Annotated in this window: 14 protein-coding genes, 4 tRNA genes and 1 riboswitch; of the genes, 8 read left to right on the top strand and 10 right to left on the bottom strand. The window is 72.5% G+C overall.

Annotation, left to right across the window (positions count from 1 at the left end; genetic code table 11):
* The first annotated feature begins 222 nt into the window (after positions 1-222).
* From GA0070564_RS30175 to GA0070564_RS08135, 3 genes are all read left to right on the top strand, one after another.
* Positions 223-759, top strand: coding sequence for a TIR domain-containing protein (locus GA0070564_RS30175; protein WP_176730602.1), 537 nt, complete (start codon positions 223-225; stop codon positions 757-759).
* Positions 760-892: 133 nt separating this feature from the next.
* The gene (locus GA0070564_RS08140; RefSeq protein WP_141714722.1) at positions 893-1,915 is read left to right on the top strand and encodes a BUD32 family EKC/KEOPS complex subunit; all 1,023 of its coding nucleotides are present in this window, start codon (positions 893-895) and stop codon (positions 1,913-1,915) included.
* A gap of 432 nt (positions 1,916-2,347) precedes the next feature.
* Positions 2,348-2,519: riboswitch (cyclic di-AMP (ydaO/yuaA leader) on the top strand.
* On the top strand, positions 2,520-3,257 hold the full coding sequence (locus tag GA0070564_RS08135; protein WP_091605107.1) for a LysM peptidoglycan-binding domain-containing protein: 738 nt from the start codon (positions 2,520-2,522) through the stop codon (positions 3,255-3,257).
* A 122-nt stretch (positions 3,258-3,379) separates the two neighbouring features.
* On the opposite strand, the gene GA0070564_RS08130 is transcribed toward GA0070564_RS08135, so the two are convergent.
* The gene (locus GA0070564_RS08130) at positions 3,380-4,141 is read right to left on the bottom strand and encodes a L,D-transpeptidase family protein (protein ID WP_176730601.1); all 762 of its coding nucleotides are present in this window, start codon (positions 4,139-4,141) and stop codon (positions 3,380-3,382) included.
* Positions 4,142-4,373: 232 nt separating this feature from the next.
* Here GA0070564_RS08130 and GA0070564_RS08125 point away from each other — a divergent pair, with 232 nt between their 5' ends.
* Both GA0070564_RS08125 and GA0070564_RS08120 read left to right on the top strand, forming a co-directional pair.
* A complete protein-coding gene (locus GA0070564_RS08125) occupies positions 4,374-5,066 on the top strand; it encodes a DUF998 domain-containing protein (protein ID WP_141714721.1) in 693 nt (230 codons plus the stop codon).
* 47 nt (positions 5,067-5,113) lie between these two features.
* Positions 5,114-5,884, top strand: coding sequence for a nucleotidyltransferase (locus GA0070564_RS08120; RefSeq protein ID WP_091605096.1), 771 nt, complete (start codon positions 5,114-5,116; stop codon positions 5,882-5,884).
* 123 nt (positions 5,885-6,007) lie between these two features.
* Here GA0070564_RS08120 and GA0070564_RS08115 read toward each other — a convergent pair whose 3' ends face one another.
* Both GA0070564_RS08115 and GA0070564_RS08110 read right to left on the bottom strand, forming a co-directional pair.
* Positions 6,008-7,087 (bottom strand): glycerophosphodiester phosphodiesterase family protein, encoded by a 1,080-nt coding sequence (locus GA0070564_RS08115; protein ID WP_091605093.1) that lies wholly within the window; start codon positions 7,085-7,087, stop codon positions 6,008-6,010.
* 146 nt (positions 7,088-7,233) lie between these two features.
* Complete coding sequence (locus tag GA0070564_RS08110; protein ID WP_091605089.1) at positions 7,234-7,680, bottom strand: anthrone oxygenase family protein; 447 nt, start codon at positions 7,678-7,680, stop codon at positions 7,234-7,236.
* A gap of 91 nt (positions 7,681-7,771) precedes the next feature.
* Between GA0070564_RS08110 and GA0070564_RS08105 the strand changes: the two genes are divergently transcribed.
* Together GA0070564_RS08105 and GA0070564_RS08100 are read left to right on the top strand one after the other, a co-directional pair.
* Positions 7,772-8,350: a TetR/AcrR family transcriptional regulator gene (locus tag GA0070564_RS08105; RefSeq protein ID WP_091605087.1), complete on the top strand. Its 579-nt coding sequence runs from the start codon at positions 7,772-7,774 to the stop codon at positions 8,348-8,350.
* 100 nt (positions 8,351-8,450) lie between these two features.
* Positions 8,451-9,113 (top strand): tetratricopeptide repeat protein, encoded by a 663-nt coding sequence (locus GA0070564_RS08100; RefSeq protein ID WP_091605085.1) that lies wholly within the window; start codon positions 8,451-8,453, stop codon positions 9,111-9,113.
* 38 nt (positions 9,114-9,151) lie between these two features.
* Here GA0070564_RS08100 and GA0070564_RS08095 read toward each other — a convergent pair whose 3' ends face one another.
* The 6 genes from GA0070564_RS08095 to GA0070564_RS30170 all read right to left on the bottom strand — a co-directional run bounded on the left by GA0070564_RS08095 (position 9,152) and on the right by GA0070564_RS30170 (position 10,632).
* On the bottom strand, positions 9,152-9,907 hold the full coding sequence (locus GA0070564_RS08095) for a class I SAM-dependent DNA methyltransferase (RefSeq protein ID WP_091605082.1): 756 nt from the start codon (positions 9,905-9,907) through the stop codon (positions 9,152-9,154).
* Positions 9,908-9,972: 65 nt separating this feature from the next.
* Positions 9,973-10,045 (bottom strand) — tRNA-Arg (locus GA0070564_RS08090).
* 30 nt (positions 10,046-10,075) lie between these two features.
* A tRNA-Leu gene (locus tag GA0070564_RS08085) sits at positions 10,076-10,161 on the bottom strand.
* Between the two features lies 1 nt (position 10,162).
* A tRNA-OTHER gene (locus GA0070564_RS08080) sits at positions 10,163-10,238 on the bottom strand.
* Positions 10,239-10,261: 23 nt separating this feature from the next.
* A tRNA-Leu gene (locus GA0070564_RS08075) sits at positions 10,262-10,337 on the bottom strand.
* A gap of 163 nt (positions 10,338-10,500) precedes the next feature.
* Positions 10,501-10,632, bottom strand: a complete 132-nt coding sequence (locus GA0070564_RS30170; protein WP_281182118.1) for a hypothetical protein — start codon at positions 10,630-10,632, stop codon at positions 10,501-10,503.
* A 238-nt stretch (positions 10,633-10,870) separates the two neighbouring features.
* On the opposite strand from GA0070564_RS30170, the gene GA0070564_RS08070 reads away from it, so the two are divergent.
* The gene (locus GA0070564_RS08070; RefSeq protein ID WP_245669864.1) at positions 10,871-11,797 is read left to right on the top strand and encodes an ion transporter; all 927 of its coding nucleotides are present in this window, start codon (positions 10,871-10,873) and stop codon (positions 11,795-11,797) included.
* Positions 11,798-11,846: 49 nt separating this feature from the next.
* Here GA0070564_RS08070 and GA0070564_RS08065 read toward each other — a convergent pair whose 3' ends face one another.
* A complete protein-coding gene (locus GA0070564_RS08065) occupies positions 11,847-14,303 on the bottom strand; it encodes a M14 family metallopeptidase (RefSeq protein WP_091605076.1) in 2,457 nt (818 codons plus the stop codon).
* Between the last annotated feature and the right edge of the window lie 302 nt (positions 14,304-14,605).

The raw sequence follows: 14,605 nt of genomic DNA, 5'->3' as shown, positions 1-14,605 counted from the left end.
TCGGCCTTTTCCGGCTGGCAGGAAATTCGTCCAATCACCGACCTGTGACCGGCCTGGATGGTTACCCTCCAGCCGAGTGGGCATATTCGATCGGCTACCCCGTCGGTAATTGCAGTGTTGCCTTCCCCGGCGGATCATTCACCCGGTCGACAATCGTCCGAGCCGCGGACCGGCGACGGCCGGAAGGCGGCGGCACCCGTCCGCCGGAGCGGAGGCAGTAACGTGACGGGAATCTTCCTCAACTACCGGACGCAGGACGCGATGTACTGCGCCGACCTGATCGACGCACGGCTGCGCACCGAGTTCGGGGCGCGCAACGTGTTCCGCGACCACCGGGCGCTGCGCCCGGGCACCGCGTTCCCGCCGGAGCTGTGGCACCGGCTCCAGGACAGCCGGGTCCTGCTGGTGCTGATCGGCCCGTACTGGCTCACCGTGACCGACGACCAGGGCCGCCGCCGGCTGGACAACCCCCGCGACTACGTGCGGCGGGAGATCCGCCGGGCGCTGCGGCGGGAGATCACGGTGATCCCGGTCCTGCTGGGTGACACGCCGCTGCCCGACGCGCAGGCGCTGCCGGAGGACATCCGGGCCCTGGCCGACCGGCGCAGCCTGCGGGTGTGCTCGCAGACCGTCGGCGACGACCTCGACGGCCTGGTCGCCGAGGTGGCCGCCCTGCTGCCCGACGGCCCGGCCGGCCGACGGGTGCCAGCGGCGGCCGCCGGTGGCCTTGCCCCGAACGCCGCCAGCCCGACGCCCTGACGTCCCGCCGGGCCCGTGGGGACGACGTGATCCGCCGCGGGCTGGCATGATCACCCGGGTGTGGGGTGACGGCGGGGGAACGACCTCCGGGGGTCCGTCGGAGGCCACCGGCCGGGCCGCACGCCACCACCGCGTGTCAGCCGCGCTGTCCGCCCTCGACGACGTCCGCTTCAGGGCGTTCGTCGACGCGGCCACCCCGGCGGGTACGGGCATCGGCGGTCGCACCGCACGATCGACCGTCGACGGCGTCGAGGTCTTCGTCAAGCAGGTGCCACTGACCGACCTGGAGCGGCAGGCCGTTCACCGCGGGTCCACCGCGAACGTCTTCGGGCTGCCGCTGTACTACCAGTACGGTGTCGGCTCCACCGGTTTCGGCGCCTGGCGGGAGTTGGCGGCGCAGAGGCTGACCACCGGCTGGGTGCTGGCCGGTGAGGCGAGCGCCTTCCCGCTGCTGCACCACTGGCGGGCGCTGTCCGCCGAGGCGTCCCCGCCGGTCCCGGCGGCGGAACTCGACCGCTCCGTGCGTTACTGGGGTGGGTCGGCGCCCGTCGCCGAACGGCTGCGCCAGCTCGCCGCGGCGCGGGCTCGTCTGGTGCTCGTCATGGAGCACCTGCCGTACACGGTGCACGAGTGGCTGACCGCCCGGGTCGCCGAGGGCGGTGCGGTGGCGGACGCCGCGATCGAGCGGGTCGCCGCCGGGTGGACGGCGGCGGTCGCCGACATGCGTACGCGGGGGATGGTCCACTTCGACGCCCACCCGCTCAACGTCCTGACCGACGGCGAGGGTGTCTACGTCGCCGACTTCGGGCTGGCCCTGCACCCCTCGTTCGACCTCGCCGCCGACGAGCGGCGGTTCCTTGCGGCGCACCGCGACTTCGACCGCTATGACACGGCGCGGTACCTGGTCAACTGGCTGGTGGCCGGGTTGCGACCGGGAGAGGACCGGGCGGCGGCGATCCGCGCCGTGATGACCGGTGACCCGATGTCGGAACGATCCGAGCGCGCCGCCCGGATCATCCGCCGCTACGGGCCGGTCGCCGAGCGGATGAACGACTTCTACGCCGCGCTGGTGAACGGTCCGAAGACGACGCCGTACCCGGTCGAGGCGCTCGCCCGGCTCTGGACCGACACCGCCGGCCGGCCCGACCACCGCTGACCGGTGGTGCAGCCCGCCCTTCCCGGATGGACGCTCAGGATTCACGGTGTCACCGAAGGTGACGGCACGGGTCGTCCGATCGTTGTCGAAGGGTGCGCCGACCGTCTATGAACGGTCACCGACGGTCGCCGAAGGTCCGGTGCGGACCCCGCCGCTCGGCTGCTTCGCCGCAGGCCCTTCCCGCCCCTCGAAGGGGGTCGCGACGGCCTTCACCGCCGTCCACAACGGCTCCTCGTTTCCGTGCGTCTTCCCAGCTCAGGGCAGCTTCAGCGACCGTCCTGGTGGGACGCTCCGGGGTCGGATGCACCGGCCGGAACCGGCCATGGCGAGGAAAACTCCCGATCGCCCGTCCGGGTGAAGAACTTCACAAGAAGTGGGCAATCGGCACCAACCGCTCCTAGCGTCGAATGCGTCCGCTCCTCGCGGACACCACGGACGGTAACGCCTAATCCTGCCGCCGACCGTGGTACCTGGACCTCAGGCAGAGAGCGGGGGACCCACACGTTCCTCGGTGCATGTCACCTCGGGGTGAAGCCGCCCAGTGCGGCCGGGCTCCTCGGCCCGAACCCGACAGCTCACCTCGTCGGCGTGGAGGAAACGACAGATGGCAACTGAATACCAGGCCCGTCACCGTCGGGCCCGTACGCGTCAGATCACCGGTCGCGTCGCCGTGGGCACGCTGGCCGCCGGTGCCGTCACCGGTGCCGTGGCGCTGTTCGGTCCGGCGACCGCGGCGCAGGCGTCCAGTGTCAACTGGGACGCTGTCGCCGCGTGCGAGTCCGGTGGCAACTGGCACATCAACACCGGGAACGGCTTCTACGGAGGCCTGCAGTTCACCCGGAGCACCTGGAACGGGTACGGCGGTCAGAAGTACGCCGCGCGGGCCGACCTGGCCAGCCGCAGCGAGCAGATCGCCATCGCCGAGAAGGTGCTGGATGGTCAGGGCATCGGCGCCTGGCCGGTCTGCGGCAAGAAGGGTGGCTCGACGAAGAGCTACTCCACCAAGTCGGAGGACCGGTCGGAGCGCAAGTCCGAGCAGCGCTCGGAGCGGAAGTCCCAGGACCGGTCGGAGCGCAAGTCCGAGCGGCGTTCCGAGGCGAAGTCCTCCCGTGGGGACCGTGGCGAGCAGCGTGCCTCGCGCGGCACCGAGCGGCACGAGACCCGCCAGACCCGGTCGGCGTCGACCGGCGACACCTACCTGGTGCAGCCGGGTGACACCCTCTCGCTGATCGCGGACGCCCGCGACCTGGCGGGTGGCTGGGAGGCGCTGTACGAGCGCAACAAGCGCGTCGTCGGCGACAGCCCCGACCTGATCTTCCCGGGTCAGCGGCTCAGCCTCTGACCCCACCTCGGCCCGGCACACCGGGCCCAGGTGCCGGGCACCGCACACGCGGTGGCGCCCGGTGGTGGCAACGACGAACGCCCGGCCGGGGTTCCCGGCCGGGCGTTCGTCGCGTCGCGGTGTCAGGCGTACACGTGGACCGGCAGGCCGACCTTGATGGTGCCCCAGAGCCGGTTCATCGCCGGGATGGTCACCCGCACGCAGCCGTGGCTGGCCGGGTAGTTCGGCACCGAGGTGGCGCCGTGGATGGCGTACCCGCGGTAGAAGTAGTTCGGCTTCCACAGCAGGCCGAGGTCGCTCTGCCGCCAGCCGTCGATCCGCCGGGTGATCGAGTAGTTGCCCCGCACGGTCGGGGTGCTCGCCTTGCCGCTGGAGGCGTCCAGGATGCGGATCACCTGCCCGTCGCGGGCCAGGTAGAGGACCTGCCGGGTCAGGTTCGCCTCCACCGACAGCCCGGAGTGCCGGTACCGCGGCTTCGGGATGACCGGGCTGCTGAGCTTCGCCCAGGTGTTCGGGCCGACGATGCCGTCCCGGGAGAGCCCGTTGACCTTCTGGAACGCGACCACCGCGTGGAACGTCGACGGCCCGAAGTCGCCGTCGACGGTGCCGAGGTCGTAGTGCAGGGCGGCCAGCCGCCGTTGCAGCGTGGTCACCGCGGCGCCACGGGAGCCCTGCCGCAACGTGGGCTGCGTGCTGGCGAGCGCGTAGCGGGCGGTGGCGGTCGCGCCGAGCTGGGCGGTGACCGGGGCGGTCACCTGCGCGGTGACCGGGGCCTGCTGGCGGGGCGCGGCCTGCGCCGTCGAGACGGGCAGCAGCAGCCCGCCGGTGGTCGCGAGCGCGACCAGGGCCGCGGCGCGGCGGACGCGACTGGTGGGGGGTGACATGGTGATCTCCTTACCCGCTGGTGGACGCCCCCGGACGGCGGTCCGGGTGGACGAGCGGAGCTGCGTCCACGGTAGTCCCGCCGGGCAATCCACGATGTCCCGTCCCTCGGTTCCGGTGATCTCCCGCCCCGGCTCGGTGACTGCGCGTAGGTGACCGGTGACCTGCGCGGACGTATCGTGGAAGGAGCCGGCGCAACCCCTGCCCGGCGCCGGCAGGGAAGGAGTCGGTCGGATGGCCGTCATCCCTTCGCAGGACGCGTCGACCGTACGCCGGCTGCGCCTCGGCATCGGCGTGCTCGGCATCGCCCTGCCGTTCGTGCTGGTGGCCGGGGAGGCGCTGCTCACCGGCCGGTTCACGGTGCTCGACTCGATCAGCGCCTACCACCGCACCGGCATGCGCGACGTCTTCGTCGGCAGCCTGTGCGCCATCGGGGTCTTCCTGGTCTGCTACCGCTACGCCCGCCTCGACGACCTGCTCAGCACCGTCGCCGGGGCGCTGGCGATCGCGGTGGCGCTGCTGCCGGTCGCGCCCCCCGGCGCGGATCCGACCGAGCGGCTGGTCGGCCGGGCCCACCAGGTCTGCGCCGCAGTGCTCTTCGTGCTGCTGGCGCTCTTCTGTTTCCTCTTCGCCCGCAGCAGCCCCAGCCGGCCCCGCCTGCCCGCGGAGAAGCGCGGCCACCACGGGATCTACCGGACCTGCGGGGTGGTCATCCTCGCCGCCATCGGGCTGGCGCTGGCCAGCAACGCGCTGCCCGGTCCCACGCAGGACGAGCTGCGTCCCCTGTTCTGGTGCGAGACGGTCGCCGTGCTCGCCTTCGGCGCCGCCTGGCTGACCAAGGGGGTGGCCATCGTCAAGGACGCCGCCCGTGCCCCGGGCCCGCCGGTCGACGACCCGGGGGCGACCCGGGAGGACCAGCCCGCCTGAGCGGCCCCGGCCGTCGGCGGGCGCGGAGGTCCCGCCAGGATGGAACGGTGGACACCGACGTGCGGCGATACCTCGATCACCTGGTCGCGGCGGCGCGCGCCGTGCTCGGCGACGCCCTGACCGGGGCGTACGCCGCCGGGTCGGTCGCGCTCGACGCGTACCGGCCCGGGCGCAGCGACGTCGACGTGGCGCTGGTCAGCGCCCGGCCGCTCGCCGACGCGGAGAAGTCAGCCCTGGTCGCCGCCCTGCGCCACGAGGCCCTGCCCTGCCCGGCCCGCGGCCTGGAACTCGTCGCCTACACCGCCGCCGCGGCCCGCTCCGGCACCCCCGAGCCGGGCTTCGAGCTGGAGCTGAACACCGGGGCACGGATGCCGTTCCGGCAGACGCTGCGCGTCGCCGACCGGCCCGCCGAGGACGGCCTGTTCTGGTACGGGCTGGACCGCAGCATCCTGCACCAGCACGGACGTACCCTCCTCGGGCCGCCTGCCGCCGACACCTTCGCCGACCTGGCCCCCACCGACCTGCGCCGGCTGCTGGTCGACGCGCTGGCCTGGTGGCTGGCCCGACCGGTCCCGCCCGGCGACACGCCCGCCCCGGGCGCGGAGGACGCCGTGCTGGGCGCCTGCCGTTCCCTGGTCCGGGTCCGCGAAGGGGTGTGGCTGTCCAAGGCCGATGCCGGCCGGCGGCTCGCCGGACGCGGGTACGCGCCGGAGCTGATCGACCGCGCCATCGCCGCCCGGGCCGGTGGCACCCCGCCGGGAGGCGCCGAGGCCCGCGCGTTCCAGCGGCAGGTCCGCGCGGAGATCGACACCCCGTAGTCCGGCCCGACATCAAGAAGAGCCCCGTCGTTTCGACTCCGGCACCCTGCTGCGGCTGACCGGCCTGAACGCTCCGGGTGGCGATGGCGGGGCCGTTCCCACCCGGAGCGCACGCGCGAGCGGTCAGCGCGGCTGGTACGCCTTCGGCAGGCGCATGCCGCGGTCGGCCATGATCTGCCGTACCCGGTTCGGGTAGTTGGTGATGACGCCGTCGACGCCCATGTCGATCAGGGCCGCCACGGTGGCGGGGTCGTCGCAGGTCCACGGGACGACCTTCAGGCCACGGTCGTGCGCCTGGGACACCATCGCCGCGCTGACGTAGAAGCGGAAGCCCGGGTCGCCCACCGTGCCGTTCTGCGGCATCCCGTACACGGGGGAGAGCGCGGTGACGCCGGGGATGGCGGCGGCGGCCTTGACGAAGTCACCGTCGTAGTCGTCGGCGTCGATGCCGCCGAGCCAGGGGGAGGCGCCCGGCCTGCCGACCTGGAGGAAGTCGTAGTTGGTCAGCGCCACCAGCGGCCAGGTCGGCGCTAGCCGGTGCATCTCCCTCAGCGCGCCCCAGTCGAAGGACTGGACGGTGACCTGCTCCTCGATGCCCGAGGCGCGGATCTCCTCGAAGACCCGGCGGACGAACAGCTCACGCGGCGCGGTCTGCTCCGGCGCGCCCGCCTCGACCTTGGTCTCGACGTTCAGCGTGACCTGGTTGGCGTGGTAGCTCTTGACCAGGTCGAGCACGTCGGCGAGCTCGACCATCCGGAAGCCCTTGACCTGCTCCTGCTCCGGGAAGCCGGGCAGCTGCTGGTAGCCGCAGTCCATGGTCCGGATCTGGGCCAGGGTCAGGTCCTTGATGTACCTGCCGACGTACGGATACGTCGGGTCTCCCGGCACGACCGGGCCGGTGTCGCGGCACTTCTGGGCGCTGACCTGGCGGTCGTGGGTGACGACGACCCGCTCGTCCCTGGTGATCTGGGTGTCCAGCTCCAGGGTGCTGACCCCGAGGCGTAACGCCTTGGCGAAGCCCTCCAGGGACTCCTCGGTGGTCATGCCGATGCCACCGCGGTGGGCCTGGAGGTCGAAGTGGGTCTTCTGCGGCAGTACGACGCCGGGGCGACCGGCGGCGGTCGCGGAGGCGGCCGTGGGTGCGGCGAGGGTGGCGAGCGCGGGCACCACGGCCAGGCTGGCCAGGACGCGACGGACGGACATCAGGGGGACCTCGGCTTCCTGCGGTTCACGTGGACGGCGCGACGCTAGTGCGGCGGCCGCTCCGTCCGCGTGGCCTTGGCGTGGTCGTCGACTGAACGTTCGCCGAACCTTGCCGGACCGCCCGCGCGGTGTGGCGCCGCCGCTCGTCATGCCAGGGCGGTGACCAGCAGGGTGAAGGCGGCGATGATGACCGCGATGCGGACGAGGTGCAGGCGGTCCCAGCGCCTCATCTGCTGCTTCCAGTCGGCGGGCCGGTTGTCGGGCGTCCACGTCTTGCCCCGGTTGTTGATCGGGACGAGCAGCAGGACCGACATGACCACGCTGAGCAGGAGCAGCCCGCCGGAGACGACGACGAGCGTGTTGCCGGGGTGCCGCCATCCGGCGACGGCCCAGACCGTGACCAGGGCCAGCGAGCCGATGTACCAGACCGGCATGGCGGCGCCGAGCATCCGGCCTCCGTGGGCGCGGCCGAGCTGACCGGCGTCGCCGGGGAGCGCGTCGAGGATCGGGTTGATGACGACGGCGACGGAGAGCTCCACCCCCACCATCAGGCCGACGACCACGGTGGTGAGCACCTGGAGTGCGTTGAGCATGAAGACCGCTCCTCAGATCTAGCGCTGCTAGTTGTCGAAGTAACGCTAGACCGAGCAATGCTCGTCTGTCTAGCGGTGCTAGGCTGCGGACATGTCGGTACACGAACGCCGGGACCGCGAACGTGAGGACCGCGAGCGCCTGATCGTCGCGACGGCCCGCGAGCTCGCCGAACAGCAGGGCTGGGACGCGGTCACCACCCGCCGGCTCGCCGAACGCATCGAGTACAGCCAGCCCGTCCTCTACAGCCACTTCCGCGGCAAGCGGGAGATCATCGGCGCAGTCGCCCTCCAGGGCGCCGCCGAGATGGCCATGGCGTTGCGGGCCGCCACCTCCGCCGCCGACGGGCCGCGCGCCCGGGTCACCGCGCTCGCCCGCACCTACCTCGACTTCGCCGCCCGCAACCCGGCCGTCTACGACGCCCTGTTCGCCCTCGACGGTGGCCTGCCCTTCGCACACGAGGACACCCCGCAACCCCTCAAGGACGCCTTCGCCGCGCTGCTGGACAGCCTCGGCGAGGTCGCCGGGGAGGGGGTCCACCCGGCGCTGTTCACCGAGCTGTTCTGGGCCGCTCTGCACGGGTTGGCCACCCTCACCCGCGCCGGACGGCTGCCGCCGCAGGACACCGAGGCGCGGGTGAAGCTGCTGGTGGACCGGCTCGCCGTGCTCTGACCCGCCGCCCATCCGTTCCCGAGGGTCCACAAGGTCCCGAGCAGGGCCACTAGACTGCTGTCCCGGCACCTCCGTCGTGGGGCCGGGGACGGGGGCGGCGATGAACGCCGAAGATCGCATCGAACGGGCCAGGAAACTCTACGAGCAGGCCGTGTTCGGCGGCGACGCCGACGTGCTGGCCGACGCCGAGCGGGGCCTCGACGCGGTCGAAGCCGACACCGCACTGGCCCGGGGACGGATCCTGCACGCACGGTTCCTCAACGAACGCGCCGACACCGGCGCCCCGCCCGCGGAGGACCCGGCCGAACTGCCACTGTTCGAGCGCGCCGCCGCGTTGTACCAAGCTGTGGGTGACCCGCGCGGTCAGGCGGAGGCGCAGTTCTGGATCGGCTGCCTGCACCAGGTCATCCGACGCGACGACGACATCGCGGTCCCACACCTGGAGCTGGCCGCCCAGCTGGCCACCGCAGCCGGGGACCCGCCGACCCGGGCCGAGGCGCTGCGGCACCTGGGCATCGCGGCACACACGGCCGGCCGACTCGACGAGGCACGCGAGCGGCTGGAGGAGTCGTCACGGCTGCGTCGAGAGGTGGGGGCGCTGCCGGGCGTGGCCGCCAACCTGGTCGGCCTGGCCTACATCGCCGCCGCCCAGGGACGCCACGCGGACGCGCTCGACGCCCTCGACGAGGCGAACAGCATCGCCCGGGCGCACCACGCCCACGCCGTGGTGCGGCAGGTCGCGCAGGCCAGAGAGCAGATCTAGCCGCCCGGCCGCCCGATCACCATCGCTCCCGGCGTCGCTCAGTCCTGGTCGGAGGCATCGAGCGGCTTACGCCAGACCGACACATGGCTCTCACTGTCCGAGGTGAACGGCGCCCCGCTCCAGTCCGCCACCCGCCGCTCCAACGCCAACCCGGCCAGCCGCGCCATCAGGTCGCACTCGGCCGGCCAGATGTAGCGGAAGTTGCTGGCGGCGTACCGGGCGCTGCCGTCGTCCAGCCGACGGTAGTGATGCGAGGTCCCCTGCTGGGTGACCATGTCGAACGTGTCGAAGCCGACGTGCCGGTCGCTCACCGCGAACGGCACCGCCGCCTGGCCCGGCGGGAAACGCCGGATCCCCGGCACCCACAGTTCCACCACGAACCGGCCCCCCGGTGACAGGTGCCGGGCGGCGTTGCGGAAGCACTCCACCTGCTCGTCCTGCGTACGCAGGTTGCTGATGCTGTTCCACACCACGTAGACCAGCGCGAAGCGGCCCGGGACGACCGTGGTCGCCATGTCGCCGACCGCCACCGGCAGCTCCCGCGCGGACGCCCTGCGGCGCAGCTGGTCGACCATCGGCTGGGAGAGCTCGATCCCGGAGACCGGTACGCCGCGCGCGGCGAGCGGCACCGCCACCCGCCCCGTGCCGATCGCGAACTCCAGGGCGGGCCCGTCGCCGGCGAGCCCGGCGAGGAAGCTCACCGCCGGATCGAGCACGTCGGGTGCGAACATCTGCGCCGAGGCGTCGTCGTACGCCGCCGCGGTCTCCTCGTCCCACAGGTCACTGCTCGTCATGGTGGTGCAGCCTGCGCGCGTCGCCGCCGTACCGCCACCGAATATCGACGAAGGCGGGCGGCTCGTGCCCCCGGCGCGACTCGAACGCGCGACATTCCGGTTCGTAGCCGGACGCTCTGTCCACTGAGCTACGGGGGCGTTGCCCGGCCGGGATGGCCCCGGCCGTCGTGCGCTCGGGGGGAGTCGAACCCCCACGCCCCTCGCGGGGCACCGGCACCTGAGGCCGGCGTGTATACCTGTTCCACCACGAGCGCGTGGTGCCGACGCCCGGTGTCGATCCGGGTGCCCTGGCGGAGATGAGCCCGATGCTCTACCGCTGAGCTACGTCGGCGAGGCCGCGCCGTGGCGCGGCAGTGCCCTCGGCGCGACTCGAACGCGCACGTGACCAGGACCTCGGCCTGGCGCCTCTGCCGGATTGGGCCACGAGGGCTGGAATTGCGTCACCTGCCATTCCGGAACGGAGAGAAAGCGAAGCAGTAATGGTCGTGGAAGCGATTCCCCGCCGGGTGGAGTGACGTTTCCCGACAGGTCGTCGGACACGGAAAAGCCGCCCGGTCCCGGTGGGGAGGGCGGCTGCGTCGCTGACGCCGGCGCTAGCTGCGCCACCACCCTGAGCTGCGGAGTCGTCGGCCCGCGAGCAGATCACGGGATCGCCCGACCGGCAGCAGCATGCCCGGGCCGCACGGCATCAGCCGTAGCGTCTCGGCGCCGGTGAACTGCTTCACGGTGACTCCCTCGATCGGTGCGGTCCTTGCCTGCCCGATCCACGTTAGACGGGCCATCAGGGAATGGCAACGTATATTCCCGCCTCCATTGCGGCAGTTGTGCGTGGCTTCTGCGGATACCGGGCGGGGCGTGAACGCTGGTTAGGCTGAGCCGCATGCCCGCCGGATCCCCGCCCCGCCCTGCCCACCCGGTCGCCAACTCAGGCGTCACGAATGCCGGGGTGAGGGCGCGCGCGTGGTGAGCGGTTCGGTCGTACCCGAACAGCGGGGTGTGCCCGGCGGGCCGCGACCGCGCGGGGTGGCCGGCTGCTGCGCGCGACTGGCGCGGTCGCGGCCGTTCGAGATCGTCATCATCGTGCTGATCGGGGCGAACGCCACCGTGCTGGGCCTGGAGACCTACCCGCACCTGGGGGCGGCCGGGCCGGTGCTGCGCTGGCTGGAGTGGGCGTTCCGGGCGATGTTCGTGGCGGAGATCGCCATCCGGGTGCTGGCGTACGGCCATCGGCCGCAGGACTTCTTCCGGCACGGCTGGAACGTCTTCGACCTGGTGGTGACCGTGGCGATCTTCCTGCCCGGCCTGCACGGGGACTCGGCGCTGCTGCGGGTGGTGCGGGTCGCCCGGGTGCTGCGGCTGGTGCGGTTCTCCCCGGGGCTGCGCACCATCGTCACGGCGCTGCTGCGCAGCCTGCCGGGCGTCGGCGGCTTCCTCGCCCTGGCCGCGGTGACCCTCTACGTCTACGGGATGGCCGGCTGGCTGATCTTCGGGCAGACCCATCCGGAGGAGTACGGCAACATCGGCCGGTCCCTGCTGACGCTGTTCGTGCTGCTGTCGCTGGAGACGCTGCCGGACCTGATCCAGCAGGGCCTGGAGGTGTCCCGCTGGACGCTGGTCTACTACGTCAGCTACGTGCTGATCACCGTGAACCTGCTGCTGAACATCCTGATCGCGGTCATCGTCAACTCGATGGAGGAGGCCCGCCGGTTGGAGATGACCGAGCGGCTGGCCCCGGACTACGACGCCGACGGCGACGGCGTGCCGGACGAGCTGGACCGGATCGCGATCAGCCAACGCCTGGACGACCTGCGGGCGGTGATCGGCGAGCTGGAACGGGAGCTGCGGGTCGGCCGGGAGGACGGGCACCGGCGGGCCGCCGACCGGGGCTGACCGCGGTGGGACGCGACGTCGACGCTGACGCCGCGCCCCACCGGGTGGTTCAGCCCACGGGCAGGACCGCGCTGCCCTTGCGGTAGTTCCTCGCCGTACCGTCGGGGGTGTAGTTGTTCTCCACGTTGCCGGCGGCGTCGACGGAGAACCAGCCCACGGTGGTGCCGACCGGCACGGTGAGCGTCTCGCCGCCCTCCCGGATCCCGGCGGAGGCGTAGAGGGTGGACGAGTAGGTGGGCGCCGACCCGTCGAGGGTGTAGAAGACGCCGGCGGCCTCGCTGGTCCGGAAGGTCACGTTCACCATGCCGGGGGTGGCGCTGGGCTGCACCACGAGGGTGCTCTCCGGCCGTTGCCTGTCGGTGGAGAAGTCCCGGGCGACCCGGAGCAGCTCGACCAGGCCGTTGGCGAACTCCATGGTCTCCTCGTGTGCCTCGTCCCAGTCGGGCTGGAACGCGGTGCCCACCTCGAAGTTCCAGGCGTAGATGCCGTACTTGTACCAGAGCATGTCGCCGGAGTTGCCGGCCGCGGAATAGAGCACGTCGGAGATCGGGCCGGTGCGGGCCGGGGTGACGGCCATGTTGCGGTGCCGCTTGATCGCGGTGAGGATCCGCGACGAGGCGCCCCAGAAGTACGACTCCTGGGCCAGGGTCGGTCGCGGCGCGGAGGTCCGGTCCGGCAGCGTGTACGCCCCGGGACTCCACATGAAGTAGTTGCCGGACGAGTGCAGGTTCATCGAGAACCTGATGTTCGGCCGGCTGGCCAGCCAGTCGACGTTGCGGTCCTCCGGTTCGGACAGTTCGCTCGGCCCGGCGTAGCTGCCGCTGGTGCAGCTGTCCGAGGCGCCGGAGTAGCCGTCGAAGAGGCTGTACTCGGTGTAGTTGCGGTTGTTGTCCACGCCCCACGAGTTGCGCGACAGCGCGTCGGCCGCCCCGGTCAGCGGGCAGTGGTTGGTCATGTTCTTGCGCTGCGAGTTGAAGTCGTAGAACGAGTAGTGGCCGCCGTCCGGGTTGATCGACGGGGCGATCCAGATGTCGAGGTTGTCGAGGAGCTGCCTGGTCCGGCCGTCGTGGCCGTAGTTGCGCAGCAGCCGCTCGGCGGTCTCCACGGTGACCAGCGGCGGCACCCACTCTCGGGCGTGCTCCTGGGCGTAGGCGAGCACCCCGGTCTTCGTGCCGTCGCGGTGCTTGCCGATCCGGATGGCGTACACCGGGTGCGGGTCGCGGGAGACGCTCGCCGGCGCCTTCAGGCCATCGGTGAGCGGGGTGCGCGCGGCGGGGGCGACCACGCCGGTGCCCGGGCTGCCACGGAAGGTGTACGCCTGCACGAGCGTGCCGGCCCGCGTGTTGAGGGCGGCGACCACCTCGGCGGCGGTGCTGGTGACCGCGCCGGTGGCGTCGGTGGCCAGCTCGACCCGGATGTCGGTGCCGGTGACGGTGACGGTCAGCGGGCGGTCGGCGGCGCCGGGGTCGGTGAGGGTGACGGCCAGGTCGTTGCCGCCCTGGTGGCCCCAGGCGCGGGAGTCCACGCCGACCCGGCTGGCGTTGGCGGCGCCGAAGAGGGCCTGGGCCTTGCGCCGGTAGCCGTTGGTCTTGTACGGCAGCTCGACGATCTCGGCGAGACCCGGGTACGCGGCGGCGAGCTGCTTGATCCGGGCGTACAGGTCGGTGGGGGTGAGGTAGCTGGCGACGAAGTCCTTCTCGTAGCCGGGGCCCTCCGGGTTGTCCGCCGGGATCGGCAGCCAGTCGGTGACGGTGGCGGTGGCGACGTCGCCGGTGGGGCTGGTGATCTGGATCCGGTCGGGCCGGGCGGTCACCGTGGCGGCGCCCCGGTGGTAGAGGTAGACGCCGGCGTCGACGAAGCGGCTGATGTTCTGGGTGCCGCCGGAGCCGATGGCGGTGCCCGGTCCGCTGTCCCGGGCGACGGTGAGCACGCTGGTGGAGGTCTGCCCCCGGGCCCACTTGGCCTCGACGGAGAGCACCTGGTTGGTGCCGGAGGTGTAGTAGTCCGCCCGGATGATCTTCACGTCGGCGGTGTCGGGGTCGGCCGCCAGGGTCGCGGTGAAGGCCCGGTTCTCGGCGACGTGCTCGGCGATGGTGGCCTGCCGCTCGGCGACCCGGTCGGCGGAGTCCCGCGGTGCGAAGACGGTCGCGCCGAGCCGGTAGCCCAGCCCGGTGAGGGTGGCGGCCTCGGTCGGGGTGACCACGGCGTGCGCGACGATGCCCGCATCGGTGCGGGAGACCTCGTGGTCCAGGTCGACGCCGGTGGCGACCAGCCGGTCCAGTTCGGCGGTGTCGGCCAGCAGCACCTCCACCACGCTGGCCTGTTCGTCGGCGGTCCGACCCAGGTCGACGGCCGGTCCGGCGGGCCCGACGGGCACGGCGGCGGGCAGGGTGACCGCGCCGGCGGGGGTGACCAGCAGGAGGGTGGAGACGGCGGCGGCGACGACGGCGGGCACCCGCCGTCGCCAGGGACGGTCGGTCGGGTCGGGCAGGTGGGGCGTTCGCATGGCGGCCCTCTCGGTCGGCGGATGCGGGCAGCACGGAACGCCGGAGCGGTCGGCGTGGTGTTCCCCGAGGACGGTGACGCGGTGCGTGGTCGGCGGCCGCGGACGCCTGCGGCGGTCATCCGGTGCGGTCCTGACCACCGGGGTGGGCCCATCCTGGACGGGCCGCGCGAGGTCTGTCAACGATGGACGGCGATGCGCGGACGGGTTGCGACAGGCGTAGGAGCGGGCCGGCCGCATCTGGAACAGGTGTCCGATGACCTGCCCGGGCGCGGTTCGTAGGTTCTTTCCAACTGCCGCGCCGG

Source organism: Micromonospora mirobrigensis, assembly GCF_900091555.1.
GTDB classification, from domain to species: Bacteria; Actinomycetota; Actinomycetes; order Mycobacteriales; family Micromonosporaceae; genus Micromonospora; species Micromonospora mirobrigensis.
This window is presented reverse-complemented; position numbering and strand designations above follow the sequence as displayed.